Annotated in this window: 5 protein-coding genes and 1 pseudogene; all 6 read right to left on the bottom strand. The window is 72.4% G+C overall.

What is annotated here, in order from left to right:
* Positions 1-15: 15 nt before the first annotated feature.
* Positions 16-825 carry a thioesterase II family protein gene (locus GWK61_RS25790; RefSeq protein WP_194912061.1) on the bottom strand — a complete coding sequence of 270 codons (810 nt, stop codon included), beginning with the start codon at positions 823-825 and terminating at the stop codon, positions 16-18.
* Positions 813-2,414, bottom strand: a complete 1,602-nt coding sequence (locus GWK61_RS59760; RefSeq protein ID WP_194912060.1) for a GMC family oxidoreductase — start codon at positions 2,412-2,414, stop codon at positions 813-815. The genes GWK61_RS25790 and GWK61_RS59760 overlap by 13 nt, the downstream gene beginning before the upstream one ends.
* The gene (locus GWK61_RS25780) at positions 2,411-6,985 is read right to left on the bottom strand and encodes a non-ribosomal peptide synthetase (protein WP_194912058.1); all 4,575 of its coding nucleotides are present in this window, start codon (positions 6,983-6,985) and stop codon (positions 2,411-2,413) included. Before GWK61_RS25780 ends, GWK61_RS59760 begins: the two co-directional genes overlap by 4 nt.
* Positions 6,982-11,358: a non-ribosomal peptide synthetase gene (locus tag GWK61_RS25775; RefSeq protein WP_194912057.1), complete on the bottom strand. Its 4,377-nt coding sequence runs from the start codon at positions 11,356-11,358 to the stop codon at positions 6,982-6,984. Before GWK61_RS25775 ends, GWK61_RS25780 begins: the two co-directional genes overlap by 4 nt.
* Positions 11,355-17,066: pseudogene (locus GWK61_RS25770) on the bottom strand (type I polyketide synthase); the annotation flags it as partial. The pseudogene GWK61_RS25770 and the gene GWK61_RS25775, both read right to left, overlap by 4 nt.
* A gap of 185 nt (positions 17,067-17,251) precedes the next feature.
* Positions 17,252-22,048, bottom strand: a complete 4,797-nt coding sequence (locus tag GWK61_RS25765) for an SDR family NAD(P)-dependent oxidoreductase (protein ID WP_323747753.1) — start codon at positions 22,046-22,048, stop codon at positions 17,252-17,254.
* Positions 22,049-22,064 lie beyond the last annotated feature (16 nt).

Below are 22,064 nucleotides of genomic sequence, written 5' to 3'. Positions count from 1 at the left end.
AGCGGGGCGCACCTGTTAGGGGGCCGCCGGGTGGAAAGTCGAAAGGTCCGAGACCAGGTCGCGCAGGACCGGCTCGGGGTCCTCGTGCAGGAAGAAGTGCCGGCCCGGGTAGACCCGGACCCGGCAGCCCGCGCGGGTGTGCTCGCCCCAGGGTTCGATGTCCCGCCGGTCGGCGAAGCGGTCCTGGGCTCCGCCGAACACCGACAGCGGGACGTTCAGCGCCGGCCCCGGCCGGTACTCGTACGTCTCCGCGGCTTCCATGTCCGCCCGGAGCGTCGGCAGCAGTCCGGCCATCACCTCCGGGTCGGCCAGCAGTTCCGGGGGCGTGCCGCCCATGTCCCGCAGCCGCTGGTACAGCGCCTCGTCCGGGGCGGCGTGGATCGGCGGGACGCGCGAGGGCAGCTGGGGTGCGGTCCGGCCGGACACCAGCAGCCGTACCGGTTGGCGCAGATCCAACCGGGCCAGCTCCCGGCAGGCCTCGAAGGCCAGCAGCGCGCCGAGGCTGTGCCCGAACACGGCGAACGGCCCGTCGGCGTCACCGCTCAGGATCCGGGTGACCGCCGGCACCAGCTGCCCCAGGCGGCGGGCCGGGCGCTCCCGGTGCCGGTTCTCCCGGCCGGGCAGCCGGACCGCGACCACCTCGATGTCCGGGGCCAGCCGGCGCGACCACGGCAGATAGGAGACGGCGCCGCCGCCGGCGTGGGGCAGACAGTACAGGCGCAGCCGGGCCCGGCCCGGCGCGGCGGTGCCGGGCCAGCGCACCGCGTCGACTGTGAGCGGCCGCGCCTGCGACGCGGGGGATTCGGCGGTGATCAGAGCATCCATTCGGCAACCCTCTCCGCGATCATGACGCAGCTCAGATTCGTGGGGGCGCTGGGCAGGGTCGGCATCACCGAGGCGTCGGCCACGCGCAGCCCCTCCAGGCCGTGGACCCGGCAGTGCTGGTCGACGACGCTCAGCGGGTCCTCGGCCGGACCCATGCGGGCGGTCCCGGCCGGATGCCACATCGGCGCCACGAACCGGCCGATCGCGGCGCGCAGCCGCGCCTCGTCGGCGACCAGGCGGTCGGTCCAGATCAGGACCCGGTCGGTGAGCTTGCCGAACTCCGGCGAGCCGACGACCGACCAGGCCTGGCGTACCCCCCGGACCAAGCGTTCGACGTCGTCGGGATGCTCGGCCAGGTTGAGCGTGATGTGCGGCGGCGTCGCGCCGGCGGGGTCGGTGAGTGCCACACTGCCGCGCGAGGCGGGGGACAGCAGGACCGCCGACACCACCGCGCCCGGGCGGCCGCGAAGCGCGCCGTCCAGGCCTGAGGACGGGGCCTGGGTCACGTTGGCGGCCAGGAACAGGCCGATGTCGGCGCGACCGTCCGCGCCGGCGGTGCGCGCCGCGACGTGGTGCCACGGCGCGCCGGCTACGCAGACGTCCTCGTGCGGCCGGATCCAGATCGCGACCACGGGGTGATCCATGAGGTTCGCGCCCACGCCCGGCAGATCGGCGACGACGTCGATGCCGAGCCGGCGCAGCAGCGCCGCCCGGCCTACGCCGGAGCGTTGCAGGATCAGCGGTGTGTTGACCGCTCCGGCGCTGAGCGTGACCCGTTCGGCGGCGATCCGCCGGATGCGGCCGGCCAGCCGCACTTCGACGCCGGTCGCCCGGGACCCGTCGAACGTCACGCGGGCGACCTCCGCGTCCGTCCGCACCACCAGGTTCCGGCGCTCCGCCGCCGGCCGCAGGTACGCCTCCTCTACGGACTGCCGTCGGCCGCCGACGGCGTTGGCCGGGACCGGCCCCACGCCGACCGCGGTGTCGTCGTTCAGATCGGCCGCCGCCGGGATTCCCAGCGACCGGCACGCGCTGTGGAAGGCCTCGGCGCAGGGCCCGAACTCCGCGGCGGCGGGACGGCTCAGGTACACCGGGCCCCGCGTGCCGTGGCCCGGACCGTCGAAGTCCGCGTCGGTCTCCAGCTTCACGAAAGCGGGCAGGACACGGTCCCAGGACCATTCGGGGTTGCCCGCGGCGGCCCAGGCCTGGAAGTCGGTGGACAGCCCGCGCAGCGCGATGGCGCCGTTGATCGCCGAGGAGCCGCCCACGACCCGGCCCACCCGGTACTCCGTGGCGCGGGGCCGGTCGGCCGGACCGTTCACCCGCGCTCCGTACTCCCAGTTGTAGCCCTCGAACACGGCGGCGCCGAGCGCGTCGCCGTCGTGTTCGGGGCCGAGCCGGGCCGGGCCGGCCTCCAGCACCAGGACTCGGCGGCCCCCGGCGCCGTCGCCGGACCCGGACCTGGCCCCGGATCCGGAGCTGGTCCCGACCCCGGCCTCGGACAGGCGCGCGGCGAGGGCGGCGCCGGCCGAGCCGGCGCCCACCACCACGTCGTCCCAGGTCCGGTCCCAGACCTCGGTCGGGCTCACGGACCGTCCACCCCCTGCTCCCGCAGCGCGACTGCCAACTCGGCGATGGTCGGGTTGTCGAACAGGAACTCCAGCCCCTCGTCGGCGTCGCCCTCCATCCCGAGTTCGTCGCGCAGCCGGCCCAGGATGTTCACGGCGTGCAGCGAGTCGCCGCCCAGGACGAAGAAGTCGTCCTCCACGCCGAAGTCGTCCTGTTCCAAGGCGTCGCGCCAGATCTCGTACAGGCGCTCCTCCAACGCATCGCGCGGGGCGGTCGCCTCCTGCGATCCGCTCTCCTGCCACGGCGAGGGCAGCGCGGCCTGGTCCACCTTGCCGTTCGGGGTGAGGGGGATCCGGTCCAGGAACAGGTAGTGCCGCGGCACCATGTAGTCCGGAAGCACCTGCTCCAGTCCCTTGCGCAGGGCATCGCCGCTCGGGACCCGGCGCGCCGCGCCCGCCGATCGGGCGACCAGGACGTGCTGCGGCTGCCCGCTGACCGTCGAGGCGCCCTCGGGGATCGACCGGACGTCGGAGTAGCCGGCGGCCAGGATGTGCTCGCGCCACTGGGGAACGGACAGCAGCGGCGTCCGGCCGGACTCGTGCTCCTGGGCCAGACCCTCGATGAAGCCGACGCTGATCATCTGGGTCCGGGTGTTCGCCGTGCCCTCGATCATCACCAGCAGGCCGTCCGGGGCCAGCAGGGTGCCCAGCGAGCCCAGGGCCCGGCCGACGTCGGCGGCGTCGTGCATGACGTTGGCGGCCACGATCACGTCCACCGAGCCGGCGGCGAAGCCCTGGCCGGCGGGGTCGCGGTCGATGTCGAACCGGCCGTAGTCCACGGACGGGTGCTGCCTGAACCGGTTCTTGGCCTTGGTGAGGAAGTACGTCGAGACGTCGGTGAAGGAGTACCGCGTCCGGCCCGCCGGCAGGGCGGCCAGCACGCTCCGGGACGTCGCGCCGGTCCCGGCCCCGACTTCCAGCACCCTGATCGGCCGGTCGCCCAGGGCCTCGGCGTGCGCCCGCACGACCGCGGCGGTGACCCGGTTCTGCAACCGGGCCATGGGGTTCGTCGCGTACAACGCCTCGGTCACCCGGTCGTCCCCGTCGGGGAGCAGCAGCCCCAGCGGATTGACCTTGCCGGTGAGCAGGCCCGCCGCGTTGTCCGCGCACGTGATCAGGTATTCCAGCAGCGCGGCGTGGCTGGGATCGACCCGCAGGCCGTCGAGCCGTCCGCGCAGCTCGGCGTCCAGGACGGCGTGGTCGAAGACCTGCCGGCAGCGGTATCCGCCCTCGTCCGCCGCCTCGAGCAGCCCCGCCTCGGCCAGAGTCGCCAGCCAGCGGTCGAGCAGTCCGGTGTACGACGGCTTCACGTCGTAGGAGTCCACGAAGTCCTTGCTCGACACCGCCACGGCGCTGTCGTGGAACGCGCCGAGTTCGGACAGCGCCCGCGCCATGATCGCCGGGCACAGGTCCTCGACCAGCTGCGAGGTCTCCTGGTACTCGGCCAGCAGCGAGGTCAGCTCGCCGACGCCGGTGCGCAGCTCGGCCTCACCGGCGGCCAGCACCGGCTCCCACTCGGCGATCGGGCCGGCGTGCTCCCCGGCGTCCCCGGCGTCCCCGGCATCCGCGGCGGCGGCCGGCACCACGTGCGCCATCAGGGCCCGGTGACCGGTGCCGGGGTTGACGCCGACGCCGACCACGGCCTGGCCGACTCCCGGCAGCGCGCTCAGCGCCGCCGTGACCTCGCCGAGCTCGATCCGGTAGCCGTTGATCTTGACCTGGGAGTCCTGCCGGCCGAGGAACTCGATGTCCCCGCCGGGCAGATACCGGCCCAGGTCGCCGGTCCGGTACAGGCGCTGCCCGGTGTCGGGGTGGGTCACGAAGCGCTCGGCGGTCAGCTCCGGGTCGTTCCAGTAGCCGCGGGCGACCCCGGCCCCGCCGATGAAGATCTCGCCGGCCGTCCACACCGGGCACGGTTGGAACGCGGTGTCGTAGACGTGCATGGTCTGGTTCGCCAGCGGCCTGCCGTAGGGGATGCTGGTCCAGCCGGCGGGGACCGGGTCCGGGATCGGGTGGAAGATCGACCAGATCGAGCCCTCGGTCGCGCCGCCGAGGCCGACCAGCCGGGCGTCCGGGCAGCCGCGCCGGATCGCCTCGGGCAGCCGGACCGGGATCCAGTCGCCGCTGAGCAGGACCAGCCGGATCGACGCCGGCTGCCGGCCGGCGGTATCCGGGGCCTGAGTCCACAGCTGCATGAGCGCCGGCACCGAGTTCCACACGGTGACCGAGTGCTCCGCGACCAGCTCGCGCCAGCGGCCGGGGTCCTGGGTGGCGCCGGCCGGCGGGACGACCACCGCGCCGCCGGCCGCGAGCAGCCCGAACACGTCGTAGACCGACAGGTCGAAGGTCAGGGCGGACAGGGCCAGGACCCGGTCGGCGGGGCCGACCCCGAACCGGCGGTTGACGTCCACGATCGTGTTCACCGCCGCCGCGTGGTCGACCGCCACGCCCTTCGGGGCGCCGGTGGAACCGGACGTGAAGATCACGTAGGCCAGGTCGGTGCCGGCGGCCACCGGGTCGAGCGGGTCCTCGGCGCAGGCCGCCACCTCGGGATCGGACAGCGTGACCAGCTCGACCCCCTGCGGCCAGACCAGCTCGCGCCGCAGCTCCGGGCTGGTCACGACGATCCGCGCGCCGCCGCGGGCCAGCAGCTCGTGCCGCCGGGCCTGCGGCCACTGCGGATCCACCGGGAGGTATCCGGCCCCTGACAGGCTGACCCCGAGCACCGCCGAGACCTGGTCGGCGCCCTTGCCGAGCAGCACGCCGACCAGCGTGTTCGGGGCGGCCCCGAGCCGGCGCAGCCGCCGGGCCAGCCGCCGCGAGCCGGACAGCAGCTCGCGGTAGGTCAGGGTGCCCTCGGCCGCGATCACCGCGACCTCGTCGGGACGCTTCGCGGCAGCTTCCTCGACCAGGCCGCCCAGAGTCGCCGCGAGGGCCTGGTCCGTGCCCTCGCCGGTGGCGTTCGCGGCGTCGCGCTCGGCCCGCTGCCAGGCCGGCAACTCGGCCAGGCACTCCTGCTGCTCCCAGGCCTCGGGCTCGTCCAGCAGCCGGGTCAACACCCGCTGGTAGGCGGCGAACATGTCGTCCAGTTCCTCGGCCGGGAAAAGCTCCTCGATCGCGTCCCAGCTGAACACCAGCTCGCCCTGCTCCTCGGCGACCTGGTGGTCCAGCCACACCTGCGGAGTCTGCGAGACCCCGTAGACGCGCTCGCCGAAGAACAGCACGGCGTCCGAGGGATCGTCCTGGCCCGAGGCCAGGAACAGGGCACTGCTGAACACCACCGGCATGGCCGCGCCGGGACCGCCGCCGAGCCGCCGGTTGCGCTCGCGCAGCAGCCGCACCCCGCTGAAGGACTGGTGCGACAGGTCGCGCATCAGCTGCCGCTGGATCCGGTCGGCCCGGTCGGCGAAGGTGTCCTGCTCCTGGCTGCGCACCGCCAGCAGCGTCACCGAGCTGAAGTCGCCGATCACCCCGTTGATCTCCTCGTGCACCTGGGGCCGGTTGAACAGCGTCAGGTTCATCGTGAACTCAGGCTGCTGCGACCAGCGGCGCAGCACCTCGGAGAAGGCCGCCGTCAACGCCGCCGAGGGCGTCAGCCCCCGGCTCTGGGCCACGGCCTTGAACCGGCTCCACCGCTCGGCCGGGACCCGTCCGGTCCGCCGGGTGAACCTCGCCCCGGTCAGCCCGGACGTCGGACCGGCCAGCGGCGGCGTCGGCGCCGGCGGCAGCCGGTCCAGCTGGTCCAGCCAGTACTTCTCGTCGCGCCGGTACTCCTCGCCGTCCCGGGCCGCCACCTCGTTGAGGACGTAGTCGCGGTAGGAGACGCCCAACGGCTCCGGATCCCACTGCGGATCCTCGTAGAACCGCCGCCACTCCCGGAACAGCAGGTACAGGCTCGAACCGTCCACCGCGATCACGTCCACGCCGACGTGCAGGCGGATCGTCCCGGCCGGCAGCAGGCTGGCCCGGACCTCGAACAGCGGCCAGCGGTCGGTGGGCCGCACCTTGTGGTCCATCTCGGCGCGGGTGTGCGCCAGCCGCGCCTCCTGCTCGGCCGGCGGCAGCTCCCGCAGGTCGGCGACATCGAGTTCGTACACCGGCGCCTCGGCCAGGATCCGCTGCCGCCCGTCCGGTTCGACCACCATGCGCAGCATGTCGTGGCGCGCGATGACCTTGTTCAGGCTCTCGGCCAGCCGGGCCGGATCCAGGCCGGCGCGCTCGAGCTCGAAGTAGTAGTGGCACGCGACCCCGCCCAGGTCGATCGCCGAGCTTCGGCCGACCCAGTACGCGTGCTGCAGATCGGTCAGCGGGAACGGCTCGTGGCGGTTCGCCGGGTCCGGGCTGACGCGGGTGGTCCGCTCGCTGACCGTGGTCCGCATCAGCAGGTCGATCAGCTCGCCGCGAGCCTGGCGCAGCCGGTCGGCCAGCTCCGGGCTCAGCGACCCCGGCGGGGCGATCACGTCGAGCTTGTCCTCGTTCAGGCGCAGCCGGATACCGTGCTCGCGCAGTTCGGCCAGAAGGTCCTGGATCATCGCGTCCTCGCAGGGGTTGCCTGGTCCAGGCCGGCGGTCGGCTGGACGGTCGGTCGGTTGCCGTTCAGTGCTTCGGCGACCCGGGCCAGCGCCGCGGGCTCTCTGAGCAGCGAGTAGTGCGTGCCCTCGACACCGGTCGCACTGACCTGTCCGGTGCTCAGGGCCGACCAGCCCCAGTCGGGTTCGGCCAGGCCGGGGTCGTCGGCGAACTCGCTGACCACGTTGCGTGTCGCGCGCACGACCGTGACGTCCGCGCGGATCGGCGCGGCCGCGTGGCCGTTGCAGGCGGCGACCACGGTCCGGAAGACGTCCGCCGGGCCCGTCAGGTCGGCGGGGTCGGGTGCCGGGCGCGCGCCGTCTTCGGGAACCAGGGCCAGGGCGGCCGCGAGCCGCAGTCCGGAGGGTGCCGCGGCGACGGCCGCACGCTGGGCGTCGGTGACGGCGGCCGCGTCGAACCCGATCTCCAGGTCCTCCAGGAACCACAGCAACAGCTGCGTGTCCTGGACCGGCCGTGCGGTCAGCGGCGCCGGGGCGTCGATCACCGCGAGCCGTTCGACGGACCGGCCCGCCTGCTCCAGCCGGTGCGCCATCTCGGCGGCGATCACCGCGCCGGAGGACCATCCGGCGAGCCGGTACGGCCCGTCCGGCTGCACCTCCAGCAGCGCGTCGACGTAGAGCTTGGCGAAGTCCTCGACCCGTTGGGCCGCCGGTCGGTCCGCCGGCGCCTGGAACGCATACACCGGACCGTCCAGCCGTTCGGCCAGCTCGCGATAGCACAGGACGGTCCCGCCGGCCGGGTGGACCAGGAACCAGGGCCGACCGGCACCCGTCTTCAGCGTCACCAGCGGCGTCCAGTCGTGGTCCACCCCGTCCGCCAGCCACGCGGCCAGCCGGGCGACCGTCCGCTGCTCCAGCAGGACGCCGAGCGGCACCCGCCGCCCGATCCGCTCGGCGATCTGCCCGATCACCCGCAGCGCGGCGAAGGACTGCCCGCCGAGTGCGAAGAAGTCGTCGTGCACACTGACCGGGCCGCCCTGCAGGATCGCCGCCCAGATCTCGGCGATCACCGCCTCGACCCCGGTGCGCGGTGCCGTCCGCTCCTGGACCGCGGCCCGGTCCGGATCGGCCGCCGCCAACGCGGCCCGGTCCAGCTTTCCGTTGGCGGTCAACGGCAACCGGTCCACCACGACCACCCGGCCGGGCACCAGATGGCCCGGCAGCCGGGCGGCCAGACCGGCGCGCAGTTCCTCGCCGACCGGCGTCCGGGGGTCCGGACCGACGACATAGGCCACCAGCTGCTTCCCGGCGGCCGCCCCCCGGGCCAGCACGACGGCCTGCTCGACCCCCGGCTCGGCGAGCAGCGCGTGCTCCACCTCGCCCGGCTCCACCCGGAAGCCCTGGATCTTCACCTGGAAGTCGCCACGACCGAGGAACTCGATCTCGCCGTTCGGCAGATAGCGGCCACGGTCGCCCGTGCGGTACAGGCGCTCGCCGGTCCGCGGATGGCTGAGGAAGGCGGCGGCGGTCTTGGCCGGATCGTTCAGATAGCCCAGCGCGACGCCGGTGCCGCCGATGTAGAGGTCGGCCTCCACCCACGTCGGCGCGTCCCGCCCGGCCGGGTCCAGGACGTGCCAGGTCTGCCCGGCCAGCGGCGTGCCGTAGGGGATGCTGGTCCAGTCCGGGTCCACGTGCTCGATCTCGTGGTGGATGGACCAGATCGACGCCTCGGTCGCGCCGCCGAGCGAGACGACCCGGGCGTTCGGGGCGATCCGGCCGATCCGCTCGGGCAGATCGACCGGGATCCAGTCGCCGCTGAGCAGGACCGTGCGCAGAGCCGGGAAGCGCACGTCCCGACGCGAAGCCTCCTCGGCGAACAGCTGCATCAGGGCCGGCACCGAGTTCCACACGGTCACGCCGCGCGCCGCCACCTCCTCCACCCACGACGCCGGATCCGGGGACGTCGGCAGGGCCAGCGCGGCCCCGGCCGCCGCCGCGCCGAAGACGTCGTAGACCGACAGGTCGAAGCACAGCGACGAGGCGCCGAACAGGACGTCGTCCGGACCGACGCCGAAGCGCTCGTTGATGTCGGCGACGGTGTTGGCCGGGCCCCGGTGGCTGAGCATCGCCCCCTTGGGGTGGCCGGTCGAGCCCGAGGTGTAGATCACGTAGGCGAGGTCGTCGGGCGTCGGGGCCGGCTCGCCGGCGGCGGCGTCCGACGAGCGTGCGGCCGGAGCCGATCGCTGCTCCCGGTGCTCCCCGTGCTCCCGCTGCTCCCGGTGCGCCCGGTCCGAATCCGCCGAGTCGACGCACACCAGCGGCAGCCGGCCGGTCGCGGCGGCCTCCTCCCGAAGCGCCTCGCAGGTCACCACGGCGCACACGTCGGCGTCCGCGAACAGGAAGCTGCGACGCTCTCGCGGCCACGCCGGATCGACCGGCACATACGCCGCACCCGACTCCAGCACCCCGAACACCGCGACCACCTGGTCGGCGCCCTTCGGCAGCAGCACGGCGACGGTCCGTCCCGGACCGGCTCCCAGCTCCCGCAGGCGCGCGGCGACCGTCTGGCTGCGCTCGTACAGCGTGCCGTAGGTCAGCGTCGTCGTCCCGGAGGCGACCGCGGGCCGGTCCGGCGCCGTCGCGGCCTGGACCGCCAGCCCGTCGTGCAGCAGTGTCCCCGGATCGGCGGCCGGCGGCGTGCCGTTCAGGAGCCTGCGAAGCTCCAGCTGCTCGCTCGGCACCAGGTCGAAGGCGTGCAGGTCCCAGTGCTCCGGGTCGGCCGCCAGCCGTTCCAGGGTGCTGCGGAACGCCGCGAACATGGCGTCCACCAGGCCGGCCGGGAACATGTCCTCGATGACGTCCCAGACCACCCACATCCGGTTCTCCGCCAGCCGCCAGTACTCGGTGTCGATGAGTGTCTGCGGCGTCTCCAACAGGCTGTAATGAGGCAGTCCGGCGTTCCCGACGAACAGCGCGCTGCCGATGGCGAACGGGCAGCTGGCCCGGCCCGGCGTCCCCCGCACCTGGTTCAGCGTCTGGAGCACCTTCACGCCGCTCCACTGTGCGTGCGCCACGTCGCTCATGAGCGTGGCCTGCAATCGGCGGACCCGCTCGCGGAACGGCTCGTCCGGGCGCAGGTCGACCTCCAGCGGATACAAGGACGCGAAGTTGCCCAGCACGGAGGACATCTGCGGGTGCAGTTCGAACTGCCGGTGCGTGATCATGTTGTTCAGCAGGAAGTGCCGGGACCCGCTGAACGCCGACAGCACTTCGGCGTGCACGGTGACCAGCGCGCTGGTGGTCGTCACCCCGTGTCGGGCCGCCAGCTCGGTCAGCCCGGTCCACACCGGCTCCTGCACGACCCAGCTCCGGCGGCACAGCTTCGAGCGGCCCCGGGCCCGGCTGCCGGCGACCAGCGGGACCGCGGGCGCCTCGGGCCAGCCGGCCAGCCGCTCTACCCAGTAGTCCCGGGCCTTCTGGCCGGCCGGCGACTCCTCCAACTCCGCCAGGCCCAGCACGCAGTCGCGATAGCTGATCTCGACGTCCGGCAGCGGCTGGTCGGGATGCTCCAGGTAGTGGAGCGCGTCGACGACCAGGCCCAGACCGCTCGGCGCGTCGGTGAACAGGCTGTTGTTGTTGTAGTGCAGCCGTGCCCGGTTCTCCCCGTACAGGCTGATGTGTGGTTTGACCCAGGGCCACCGGTCGTGCGGCGGTTCGGTCCGTTCCATCGAGGCCCGGATCTCCTCGATGGCGTGCTCGGCGGCCTCGGCGTCCAGGCCGCGGAAGTCCGAGACCCCGATCTCGACCGGCTCCGGGTCCCGTACCACCTGCAGCCGCAGGTCCTCGCGCACCACGACGATGTTCTTGCGCTGCCGTTGCAGAGCCTTGTTGAAAGCGTCCTGGAACGCGGCTGGGTCCAGATCCTCCAGGTCCATCTCGATGTACTGGTGCGGGCGGACGTGGAACTCGAAGCCTTCCCGGCTGCCGATGATGAACGACTGCTGGAGGTCCGAGGCCGGGAAGGGCTCGTAGAGGTTCGCCTCGTCGGGCACGATCCGAGGCCCGGGTCCGGCCTGCGGCGCGGCGGCCGACAGCCACGCGATCAGCGCCGGCTTGTGCGCCACGATCAGCGCGCGCAGCTCGGGGGTCAGGGCGTCCCGGGGCGCCGCGACGTTCAGGCCGTCGCCGGCCGGCTGGAGCTTGATCCCGGCCCGGGCCAGTGTGCCCACCAGCGCCGGGATCGGATCCACGGACTCCTTGGCGGGTGCTTCGGCGGGTGCTTCGGTCGGTGTTTCGGCCGGTGTTTCGGCCGGTGTTTCGGTCAGTGTCCCGTTCGGTGCTTCGGCCGTCGTGCGGCCCGCCTCGTCGGCGTTCACAGCGTCACCACCTGGTAGTCGGCGTCGTCCTCGAACCGGTCGCCGTCGCCGGCGATGACGCTGCGCAGCGCGATCTGCTCGCATACCAGCTCCGCGATCTGCGTCGCGGTCCCGCCGCCGAACAACGTCTCGGCGGACACGTCGACCCCGAAGTCCGCGGCGATGCGCCGACGCAGCCGCACCGTGGACAGCGAGTCCAGGCCGATCGTGTTGAGCGGGGTCGCCGCGAAGCGAGGCCGCAGCGCGTCCCGGTCCGCCGCGGACAGCCCCAGCAGCTGGGCCAGGCCCAGGAACAGTCCCTCCAGCACGGCCGTGCGCGCCGCACCGGGATCGCCCAGGACCAGGTCCGCGAGCTCGTCGGCGTCGTACCGCGGACCCTCGCGGTCGCCGTCGGCGCGCCCCGCGCCGCGGAAGTCGGCCAGGAAGGACGAGGGCCGACCCGGGTCCCGGCCCGCCGCCTGCCGGTCCCAGTCGATCCGGGCCACGGCGACGTGCGCCAGCGGCCCCGGGACCACCTCGTCGAGGGCGGCCAGCGCCGAGCGCGACCGCAGGCCGTCCACGCCGACCGCGGCCAGGCGGTCGAGCAGACCGCGCTCGGCCGCCATGCCCGCCTCGGCCCACGCGCCCCAGCTGACGCTGGTCCCGGCCAGACCCTCGCGGCGCCGCTGCGCGGCCAGGGCGTCCAGGAAGGCGTTGGCCGCGGTGTAGGCGGCTTGGCCGGGGGAGCCGATGACCGACGCGAGAGAGGAGTAGAGGACGAAGAAGTCCACCGGATCCGAGCCGTCGCCGAGCGCGCGATGCAGGTTCCAGGCGCCGCCGACCTTCGGTGCCAGGTTCCGGCGCACGCCGGCCGCGTCGAGGTTCACCAGCGGGGCGTCCGCCGAGACGCCCGCCGCGTGGACGACACCGCGCAGGGGCGGCAGGTCGCGGCGGATGTCGGCGAGCAGGGCCTCGGTCTGAGCGCGGTCTGCGATGTCGGCGCTGCGGACGACGACGTCCACACCGGCGGCCCGCAACCGCGCCACCTGCTCCGGTACCGTCCGCGGTGTCGTGCGGCCGACCAGCACCAGGGTCCGCGCGCCGCGCTCGGCCAACCACGCCGCCGTCGCCAGTCCCAGGCCGCCCAGACCGCCGGTGACCAGATACGACGCGTCGGGACGGCACGAAATCCGGTGCCGCGCGGACTCGTGCGCGCCCTGCCGGAGCCGGGCCAGGTACCACCGGCCGGCTCTGACCGCGAGCTGCCCGGAGCCGCCGAGTTCGGCGGCGCGCGCCAGCAGTTCGGCCGCCGGCGGCGGCGCGCCGTCGGGATCCAGGTCGATCTGGACGCAGCGCAGGTCGGGGTGCTCGGCGGTCACGGCCTTCGCCGCGGCCGACAGGACCGACTGGGACGGGACGGGGGCCGGACCGTGGGCCAGGGGGCTGGTCGCGCCGGTCGAGCAGATGACGAGCCGGGGGTCGGAGTCGCCGTAGCGGCGGAGGAAGTGTTTGAGGAGGAGCAGGATTCGGCCGGCGAGGGCGTAGGTCTGCTCCGGGATCGTGTCCGGGTCGGGCTTCGGGTCGGCGAGCCCGCCGTGGATGATGAGGCCCCGGACTGTCGGTGTCGTCTTGACCAGGTCTGAAAAGAAGCGGTCCAGGCCGGTCTCGGAATCAGAGCGGGGCTCGGTATCGGCGATCGGCACGACTCCCTGGAGCTGGTCGCCCCAGTCGCGGACCGCTTCGGGGTCCACGCCGAACAACAGCCAGGGACCGGGATCCTTCGCGGGGACGTCCGCGCTCCTATTGGCGTCCGCCGGTACGGCATCGGCCGCACCGAGCTCGGCCACGGGCTGCCACTGGACGTGGTACAGCCCCGGCTTCGGATCGACCAAGCCGGCCAACGCCGCCCGGTCCAACGGCACCAGCACCATGCCCTCGACGGTCGCCACCACGGTCCCGTCTTCTGCTGCCAGGGTGAGGTCGACCGTCTGCCGGGTCGCCGCCCCCGCACGCCGGCGCGCGTGGCACCACAGGCGCTCGGGCAGCGCGCCGTACCGCGTCAGCCGGTCCAGGCTCCGGGGCAGCCACAGGGCGTCGTCGACGTCGACGAGGGCTGCCATGGTCTGGAAACAGGCGTCCAGGACCAGGGGGTTGAGCGGATGCTCCGCCCCGTCGAGCAGCGTGGCGTCGATCTCGATGAAGCCGAGGACTTCGTCCTGGCCGCCGACCAGGCGGCGGATCCCGCGGAACGCCGGCCCGTAGTCGATCCCGGCGCCTCGGAAGCCCTGGTAATAGGCCTGCGTCGGGATGTCGGTGAGCTTCGCGGCCATCGCCTCCGGCGCGATCGCCGCAGGACGCTCCGCCATCGCGCGGACGGCCGCGCCCACACCGAGGTGCTCGGACCAGCCACCCTCCTCGTCCTCGGCGCGGCCGAAGCAGCGGACGCGGCAGGATCCCGATCCCTCCGAGAGCTGCACCTTGGCCTGGACGAACACCGACGAGTCGTCGGGGATGCTGAGGAACTTGTCGAAGGAGACTGCTTCGAGCAGCCAGCCGGCGGCCGGGCCGGCTGTGCCGGCAGTGCTGGCCGGGTCGCCAGTGCCGCTCGCGCTGGCCAGGTTGCCGGCGCCGCTCGCGCCGCCCGGGTCGCTGGTGGCGCTCGGGTCGCCGGTGCCGCGAGCGCTGGCCGGGTCGCGAGTGCCGCTCGCGCTAGCCGGGTTGCCGGTGCCTCTCGCGCTGCCTGCGCCGCTCGTCGCGCCTGTGTCCCCGCAGACCTCCATAGCGCCGGCAAGCGCCCAATCGAGCAGCGCGGAGGCGGGCAGCACCGGCGTGTCGAGCAACCGGTGCTCGCTGACGAACCGCGGCCGCTGTGGCGTCAGGACGTTGCCGAACCAGACGGCCTCGTCGTCCGCCAGGTCCTGGCGCGCACCGAGGACCGGATGCGCGGCGTGCGCGCGAATCCTGCGGAGCGCCTTGTGGTCGTCGTGGTCCGGGAGCCAGTGCCGCTGGTGTTGGAAGGGGTAGGTGGGGAGGTCGGTGTGGCGGCTTTCGTTGTTGCGGGGCCAGGTGATCGGGGTGCCGTGGGTGTGCAGGTGGGCCAGTGCTGTGAAGAACGTGTGGGTGTCGGATCCGCCTGGGCTCAGGGTTGGCGCGGCCCAGGTGTCGGGGGTGTCGTCGAGGGTGGATTTGGTGAGTGTGGTGAGGGTGGTGTCGGGTCCGAGTTCGAGGTAGCCGGTGGTGCCTGCGTTCTGGGTGTGGGTGATGGCGTGGTGGAAGTGGACGGGGCGGCGGATCTGCTGTGTCCAGAATTCGGGGTCGGTGAGTTGTTCGGTTGTGGCTGGTTCGGGGGTGGCGGTGATGAGCGGGATCGTGGGCTGGTTCCAGGTCACCTGCTCTGCGATTGTGCGGAAGTCGTCCAGGATCGGGTCGGTGGCGCGGGAGTGGTAGGCGTGAGCGGTGTGCAGTATGCGGGTACTGATTCCCTCGTGTTCCAGGGTTTTGGCTAGTGCGGTGATGGCCTCTGGTGGTCCGGCGAGGGTGGTGGTTGTGGGGGTGTTGTAGGCGGCGGTGTCGATGTCGGGGTGGTCTTTGAGTAGTTCGTTGATGTGTTCGGGAGTGGTGTGTGCGGTGAGCATGGTGCCGGGTGGCATGGTGTGCATGAGCCGCGCGCGTGCGCAGATGAGTTTTGCGGCGTCGGCGAGGGTGAGGATGCCCGCGGTGTGGGCGGCGCTGAGTTCGCCGATGGAGTGTCCTGCGACCGAGGCTGGTGCGGGGGCGAAGTTCAGCAGGAGGCGATAGAGCGCGGTGTGGATGGCGAACAGCGCTGGCTGGGTGTAGGCGGTGGTGGCCAACAGTTCCTCGTGCTGGCTGTCGAGGATGATCGGCAGTAGTGGGTGTTCGAGGTGGGGGTCGCAGGCTTCGCAGGCTTCTTCGAGGGCTTGTTTGAACACGGGGAAGGTTCGGTACAGTCCTGCGGCCATTTCGGGGCGTTGGGAGCCTTGGCCGGAGAACAGGTAGCAGACCTCACCCGGGGCGGCGGTGCCGACGCTCACATCAGGGTGTTCACGGCCGTCCGCGAGGGCCAGCAACGCCTGTCGCGCCTGCTCGGACTCGGTGGCCAGGACCACCGCACGGTCAGCCAGCCGCGCGCGGCCGTGGGTCAGGGTGTGGGAGATGTCGGCCAGGGCGGGGCGCTGTGGCTGGTCGAGCAGCTGCGCCAGCCGAGAGCCGGCTTCACGCAGCGCGGCGGTGCCCCGGGTACTGAGCGGGAGCAGTATCGGAATGGCCTCGGCCTCGACCGCGGTGTGGATTCCAGCTTCAGTCTCGGCTCGGGCCTCAACTCCGCGGGTTCCGGCCCCGGCTCCGGCGGCAGCGGGGCGGTCTTCGGTGTCGGTTCCGGTGCCGGTCGTTACAGGCTTCTGCGTCTGCTTCTCATCGTCGGGGCCGACCGGCGGCTGCTCCAATATCAGGTGGGCATTCGTCCCGGACACCCCGAAGGCTGAGATGCCGGCCCGGCGTGGTTGCCCGGTCTGTGGCCATGCGACCGGTGTCGTCGCCAGCTTCAGTGGTCCGGCTTCCCAGTCGATGTGGTGGCTGGGTGCGTCCACATGCAGGGTCTGCGGGATGGTGCCATGCCGCATCGCTTGTATCAGCTTGATGATCCCGGCGGCACCGGCTGCAGCCTGCGTGTGTCCGATGTTCGACTTCAGGGAGCCCAGATACAGCGGCCTGCCATGCGCTCGCTCACCATAGGCGGCGTTCAGCGCGCCGGCCTCGATCGGGTCGCCGAGGGTCGTACCGGTGCCGTGCGCCTCGATCACGTCGATGTCCGCGGGCGTCAGTCCGGCGTCGGCCAGCGCCTCGGTGATCACCCGTTGCTGCGCGGGGCCGTTCGGTGCGGTGAGGCCGTTGCTGGCGCCGTCCTGGTTGACTGCCGAGCCGCGTACCACCGCGTGGATCCGATGTCCGTTGGCTTGCGCGTCCGACAGCCGTTCCAGCAGCAACAGCGCCGCGCCCTCGCTCCAGCCGGTCCCGTCGGCCGCCTCGGCGAAGGCCTTGCATCGTCCGTCCACCGACAGCCCCCGCTGCCGCGAGAACTCCACGAACATGGTCGGTGTGGCCATCACCGTGACGCCGCCGACCAGCGCGAGGTCGCACTCCCGGGTGCGCAGCGCCTGTCCGGCCAGGTGGACCGCGACCAGCGAGGACGAACACGCCGTGTCGATGCTCAGCGCCGGCCCGGACAGTCCCAGCGTGTACGCGACCCGGCCGGTGGCCGTGCTCCCGGTGTTGCCGATCAGCATGTGGCCCTCGGCGTATTCCGAGTCCAGGCTCCCGGCCGCGTAGGCCTGGGTGATGACCCCGGTGTAGACGCCGGTGCGCGAGCCCTGCAGCGTCGCGGGGTCGATGCCGGCGTCCTCCAGCGTCTCCCAGGCCAGCTCCAGCAGGATCCGCTGTTGCGGATCGGTCGCGGTGGCCTCGCGCGGCGCCATCCCGAAGAAGCCGGCGTCGAACTGGTCGGCGTCGTAGAGGAATCCGCCGTTGCGGGTGTAGCTGGTGCCCGAGTGGTCGGGGTCCGGGTGGTAGAGCTCTGTCAGATCCCAACCGCGGTTGTCGGGGAAGTCGCCGATGGCGTCGCCGCCTTCGGCCAGCAGCGTCCACAGCCGGTCCGGATCGGTGACGCCGCCCGGCAGCCGGCACGCCATGCCGACGACCGCCAGTGGCTCGTCCGCCTGCTGCTCGTACTGTGCCAAACGCTCGTGGGCGCGGTAGAGGTCCCCGGTCACCCGCTTCAGGTAGTCCAGGAGCTGCTCGGCGTTCAGGGCTTCGGAGCCCGGCGTCTGGGAGCCGGGCGCCGGCGGGCTGACTGTCCGCGAATTCGGTTCTTCGGGGTTCGGCATCGTGGAAGGGCCAATCATCGAGGGCTGCTGACGGATGTGGTGCCGAGCTTCTCGATGAGGTCGAAGACCTCCTCGGCGCTGGCCGACTTCAGGGTGCTGATGGCGTCGTCGGCGACCGGTCCGGTGCGGTCGGCCAACTGGGCCAGCGCTCGCAGCCGGGCTCGCACGACGCCGCGCAGCGGCTCGTCGCTCAGCTCCGCCGCGCTCAGCGTGCTTTCGAGCCGGTCCAGCGCGGCCAGCACGTCGGCTCCCGGAGCCGGGGCGTGTTCGGGCGCGAGCAGCGAGCGCAGGTGCTCGGCCAGGGCGCCGGCTGTCGGGTGGTCGAAGACCAGGGTGCTGGTCAGCCGGGCGCCGGTCGCGGTCTTCAGGCGGTTGCGCAGCTCGACGGCGGTGAGCGAGTCGAAGCCGAGGTCCTTGAACGTCACGGAGGCGTCGATCGCCTTCGGCGTCGCGTGCGCCAGGACGGCGGCCGCGTGCTGCTGCACCAGGTATGTCAGGGTGCCGATCTGCTCGGGCGTGCTCTGCCGGGCCAGCGTCGCGGCCAGCTCCTGCGGGCCCCGGCCGTCGGCGGGCTTGACGGCGTGCTGCTGCCGGGCTTGGGGAAGCAGCGGGTGCGGGTGGGCGGCGCGGTTGTTCAGGCCGGTGGCGACCAGGTGCGCACGGCCGTCCGCCAGGGCCTGGTCCAGCAGCTGCAGGGCGTGGCCGGTGGTGAGGGTGGTCAGTCCGGTGGTCGCCATGCGCTGGTGGTCGGTGGCCGTCAGGTGTGCGGTGAGCGGCGTCGGGTCGTGCCAGAGCCCGTACGCGATCGCGGTGGCCGGCCGGTGGTGGGCACGCCGGTGGTGCGCCAGCGCGTCGAGGTAGGCGTTGGCGGCGGCGTAGTTCGCCTGGCCGGGGGCACCTAGGGTGGCGGCGATGGACGACGTCACGATGAACTGGGTCAGCGGCGCGTCCGCGGTGAGCCGGTGCAACCAGGCCGCCGTGTCAGCCTTCGGGCGCAGCACGGCGGCCAGGCTCTGCGCGGTCTGGTCGGTGACCGGTGCGTCGTGCAGCGTGCCGGCGGCGTGCACGACACCGGTGAGCGGATGCGCCGGGTCGACGGCCTTCAGGAGCGTCGCCAGCTGATCGGGGTCGGCGGTGTCGCAGGCGATCATCGTGGGCTCGGCGCCCAGGGTCCTGAGGCTTTCGACGATCTGCTCGGCGTCGGGGTGCGCGGGTCCTTGTCGGCTGGCGAGAATCAGATGCCTGACTTTGTGCCGGTCGACGAGCCGCGCGGCGATGTGCCCGGCCACGATCCCGGTCCCGCCGGTGATCAGGACCGTCCCGGCCGGATCGAAGCCCGCCTCGATGCTCAGCACGATCTTCCCGATGTGCCGGGCCTGTGACAGCTCCCTGAGAGCGGCGGGGGCGCGACGCATGTCGTGCGACGTCGTGGGCGGCGGCAGGAAGGCCCCGGACTGGAACATCGGCGCCATCTCGGCGAGGGTCGCGGCGATCTCGTCGTACCCGACCTTGGTGAGGTCGTAGGGCTGGTAGACGATGCCGGGATGCGCGGCCTGGACGGCCTCGGGATCGCGCAGGTCCGTCCGCCCCATCTCGACGAACCGCCCGCCCGGGGCCAGCAGCCGCAGCGAGGCGTCGGTGTGTTCGCCGGCCAGCGAGTTGAGCACCACGTCGATGCCCCGGCCACCGGTGTCCGCGCCGAACGCGGCCTCGTAGTCGAGATTCCGGGACGAGGAGATCCGCTCCCTCGGGATGCCGAGCGCGAGCAGCGCGGGCCACTTGTCGGGATGCGCCGTCGCGTAGACGGTGGCGCCCAGATGGTGCGCGATGTGCACGGCGGCGTGCCCGACCGCGCCGGTGGCGGTGTGGATCAGGACGCTCTCCCCGGCGCCGAGGCCGGCCAGGTCGTGCAGGCAGTGATACGCCGTCAGATAGCCGACCGGACTGGCCGCCGCCTGTGCGGCGGTCCACGAGGACGGGAACTTCGCCAGCGCCCTGTGGTCGGTCACGGCGAACGGCCCGAGGCCCGAGGCGAACAACCCCATCACCTGGTCGCCGGGGGCGAAAGCGGTGACGTCGTCGGCGGCCTGCACGACCACGCCGGCCGCCTCGCTGGTCATCGGGCCGGTGACCATGTCGAGGTTCACCAGGACGTCGCGGAAGTTCAACCCCGCGGCCTGCAGGCGGACCCGGACCTCGCCGGGGTCCAGGGGCCGGGCCGCGTCGGGGTTCGGTGCCAGGACGAGGTTGTCCAAGGTGCCGCGAGCCGTGCTCTCCAGGCGCCAGTACAGGGTGTCCGGGGGCTCGAGGGCGTCGTCCGGTACCCGTTCGAGTCCGGGGGTGAGGAGTTGCTGCCCGTACCATGCCGTCTGTGCGTGCCCTGATGTCAGAACACTGTTGATGACGGCGGCGTCGGGTGTGTCGGTGTCGAGCAGTGTGATGCGGTCGGGGTGCTCGTTCTGTGCGGTGCCGGTGAGGGCCCAGATGGCTGCGTGGATCGGGTTGGGGGTGCCGGCGGCGGTGGTGGCGTGGCGGGTGGTGACGAGCAGGTGGGTCTGCTGGAGTCGTTCGTTCGTCAGGAACTCGGTGAGCAGCGTCAGCTGGTCGGTGGTGGCCTGGTGGAGGCGGTCCAGGTGGGTCTGGGTGTCGCTGTCCGGGTCGTCCTCGGGCCGGGTTTCGATGACGTGGATCAGGACTCCGGGTGCCGCCTCGCCGTCCGCGATCAGGCTGTTGAGATCCGGATACTGCGAGGATACGCAGGCCAGTGCGCTGTCGCCGACAGCGGCCCAGTCCTCGCTGCCCGAAGCGTCACCCGTACCGGTACCGGCCTCCGCCGGGGTCCACGTGAGATGGAGCAGCGGCGGTGCGGCGGTCAGTTGGTGTACGGCGGTGGGCCGCAGGTGGATGGCCTGGATCGTCAGCGCCGGGGCGTCGTGCGCGTCGGTGGCGCTCAGGGCCAGGGTGTTCTCTGCCGAGCCGGGGCTGATGGTGGTGCGCAGTGCGGCGCCCGGGCGGCCGTGCAAGGCGACGCCGGTGTAGCTGTAGGGCAGCAGGATCTGCGCGGGGTCGTCGGAGCCCGGCATGGCCTGCGGGTGGAACGCGGCGTCCAGGAGGGTGGGGTGGAGGCTGTGGCCGGTGTGGCTCTGGCCCTCGGCGAGCCGGTTGCGGGTGTGGGTCTGTCCGGTCGCCGGGTTGACGTGGGCTTCCGTGACCGCCTGGAACGCGGGGCCGTAGTGGTAGCCGCGGGCGGCGAGGGTCGGATAGAGCTGGTCGAGGTCGATCGGCTGCCAGGTCGGGTCGATGTCCGGGTGCTGATTCAGCTCGGGGTGGACGTCGGTGGCGGTGTGGGCCGTGCCGGTGTCGGCGTCTCCGGGACCGGTGGCGGCTGTCGCGTGCAGCGTCCACGGCTGGTCGTCGTCCTGCCGGGCGTGGACGGTGAGCGTGCGCTGCCCGTCGGGGTCCGGTGCGCTGAGGGTGAGGTGCAGCTGGGTGGCCCGGGTGACGGTGATCGGCGCGTGCAGGGTGAGCTCGTCGAGGTGGCTGTGTCCGTGTTCTGCGACGCAGGTCAGTGCCAGGTCCAGGACGGCCGCGCCGGGCAGGACCGGGGTGTCGCCGATGGCGTGGTCGGGGATCCAGCCGGGCTGGTCCGGCGCGATCCGCCCGGTGTAGTGGACAGCGCCCTCGGGGGTGTCGGCGCGGGCGGTCAGCAGCGGGTGCGCCGTCGTGGTCAGGCCCAGGTCCTCGGGCCTGCTCGCGGTCTTCTTGGCCGCCGGTAGCCAGTGGTGTTGGTGTTGGAAGGGGTAGGTGGGGAGGTTGGTGTGTTGGGGTGGTGTGTCGGCGGTGGTGGTTTGGGGCCAGGTGGGGGTGAGTCCGGTGGTGTGGGTGTGGGTGAGGGTGTGGAGGTAGTGGTGGTAGTGGTGGTGGTCGCGTCGGAGGGTGTGGTGGGTGTGGGTGTTGGGGTGGTTGGTGAGGGTGTCTTCGAGTGCTGTGGTGAGGACGGGGTGGGGGCTGATTTCGATGAAGTGGGTGTGGCCTGATTGGGCGAGTTGTTGGATGGTGGTTTGGAGTTGGACGGGGTGGCGGAGGTTGTTGAACCAGTATTCGGGTCCGAGTTGGTCGGGGTGGGTGATGGGTTGTCCGGTGAGGGTGGAGTGGAGTGGGGTGTGGCCTTGTTGGGGTCTGATTCCTTTCAGGTCGTGGGTGAGGCGGTGGTGTAGGGCGTCGGTGGTGGGGTGGTGGCTGGGGTAGTTGACGGGGATGGTTTTGGCGTGGATGCCGTGGTTGGTGCAGTGTTCGATGATGGTGGTGATGTCTGTTTGTGGTCCGGTGATGATGGTGTTGGTGGGGCTGTTGTAGGCGGCGATGGTGGTGTTGGGGTGGTGGACCAGTAGTTTTTGGGTTTTGTCGGGGGGGAGGGTGATTGCGGCCATGGTGCCGGTGTTGGCGAGGGTGTCGGTGATGGCTTGGGAGCGGAGGGCGGTGATGGTGGCGCCGTCTTGGAGGGTGAGCCAGCCGGCGCAGGTGGCTGCGGCGATTTCGCCTTGGGAGTGGCCGAGGGTGGTGTGGGGGTGGATGCCGTGGTGTTGCCAGAGGGTGGCGAGGGCGGTGTTGGTGGCGTAGAGCATGGGTTGGACGATGTGGGCGTGGGTGAGGTGGTGGGGTTGGGGGTTGTTGAGGAGGTCGGGGATGTGGAATGTGGTGTGGGGGTGGAGGGCGTCGGAGGCGTTGTTGAGGGCTTGGTGGTAGGTGGGGTTGGTGTTGTAGAGGTGGAGGGTCATGTGGTGGTGTTGGGGGCCTTGGCCGGGGAAGATGAAGGCGGTGCGGGGG

It is taken from the genome of Catenulispora rubra, assembly GCF_015356825.1.
GTDB lineage: Bacteria > Actinomycetota > Actinomycetes > Streptomycetales > Catenulisporaceae > Catenulispora > Catenulispora rubra.
This window is presented reverse-complemented; position numbering and strand designations above follow the sequence as displayed.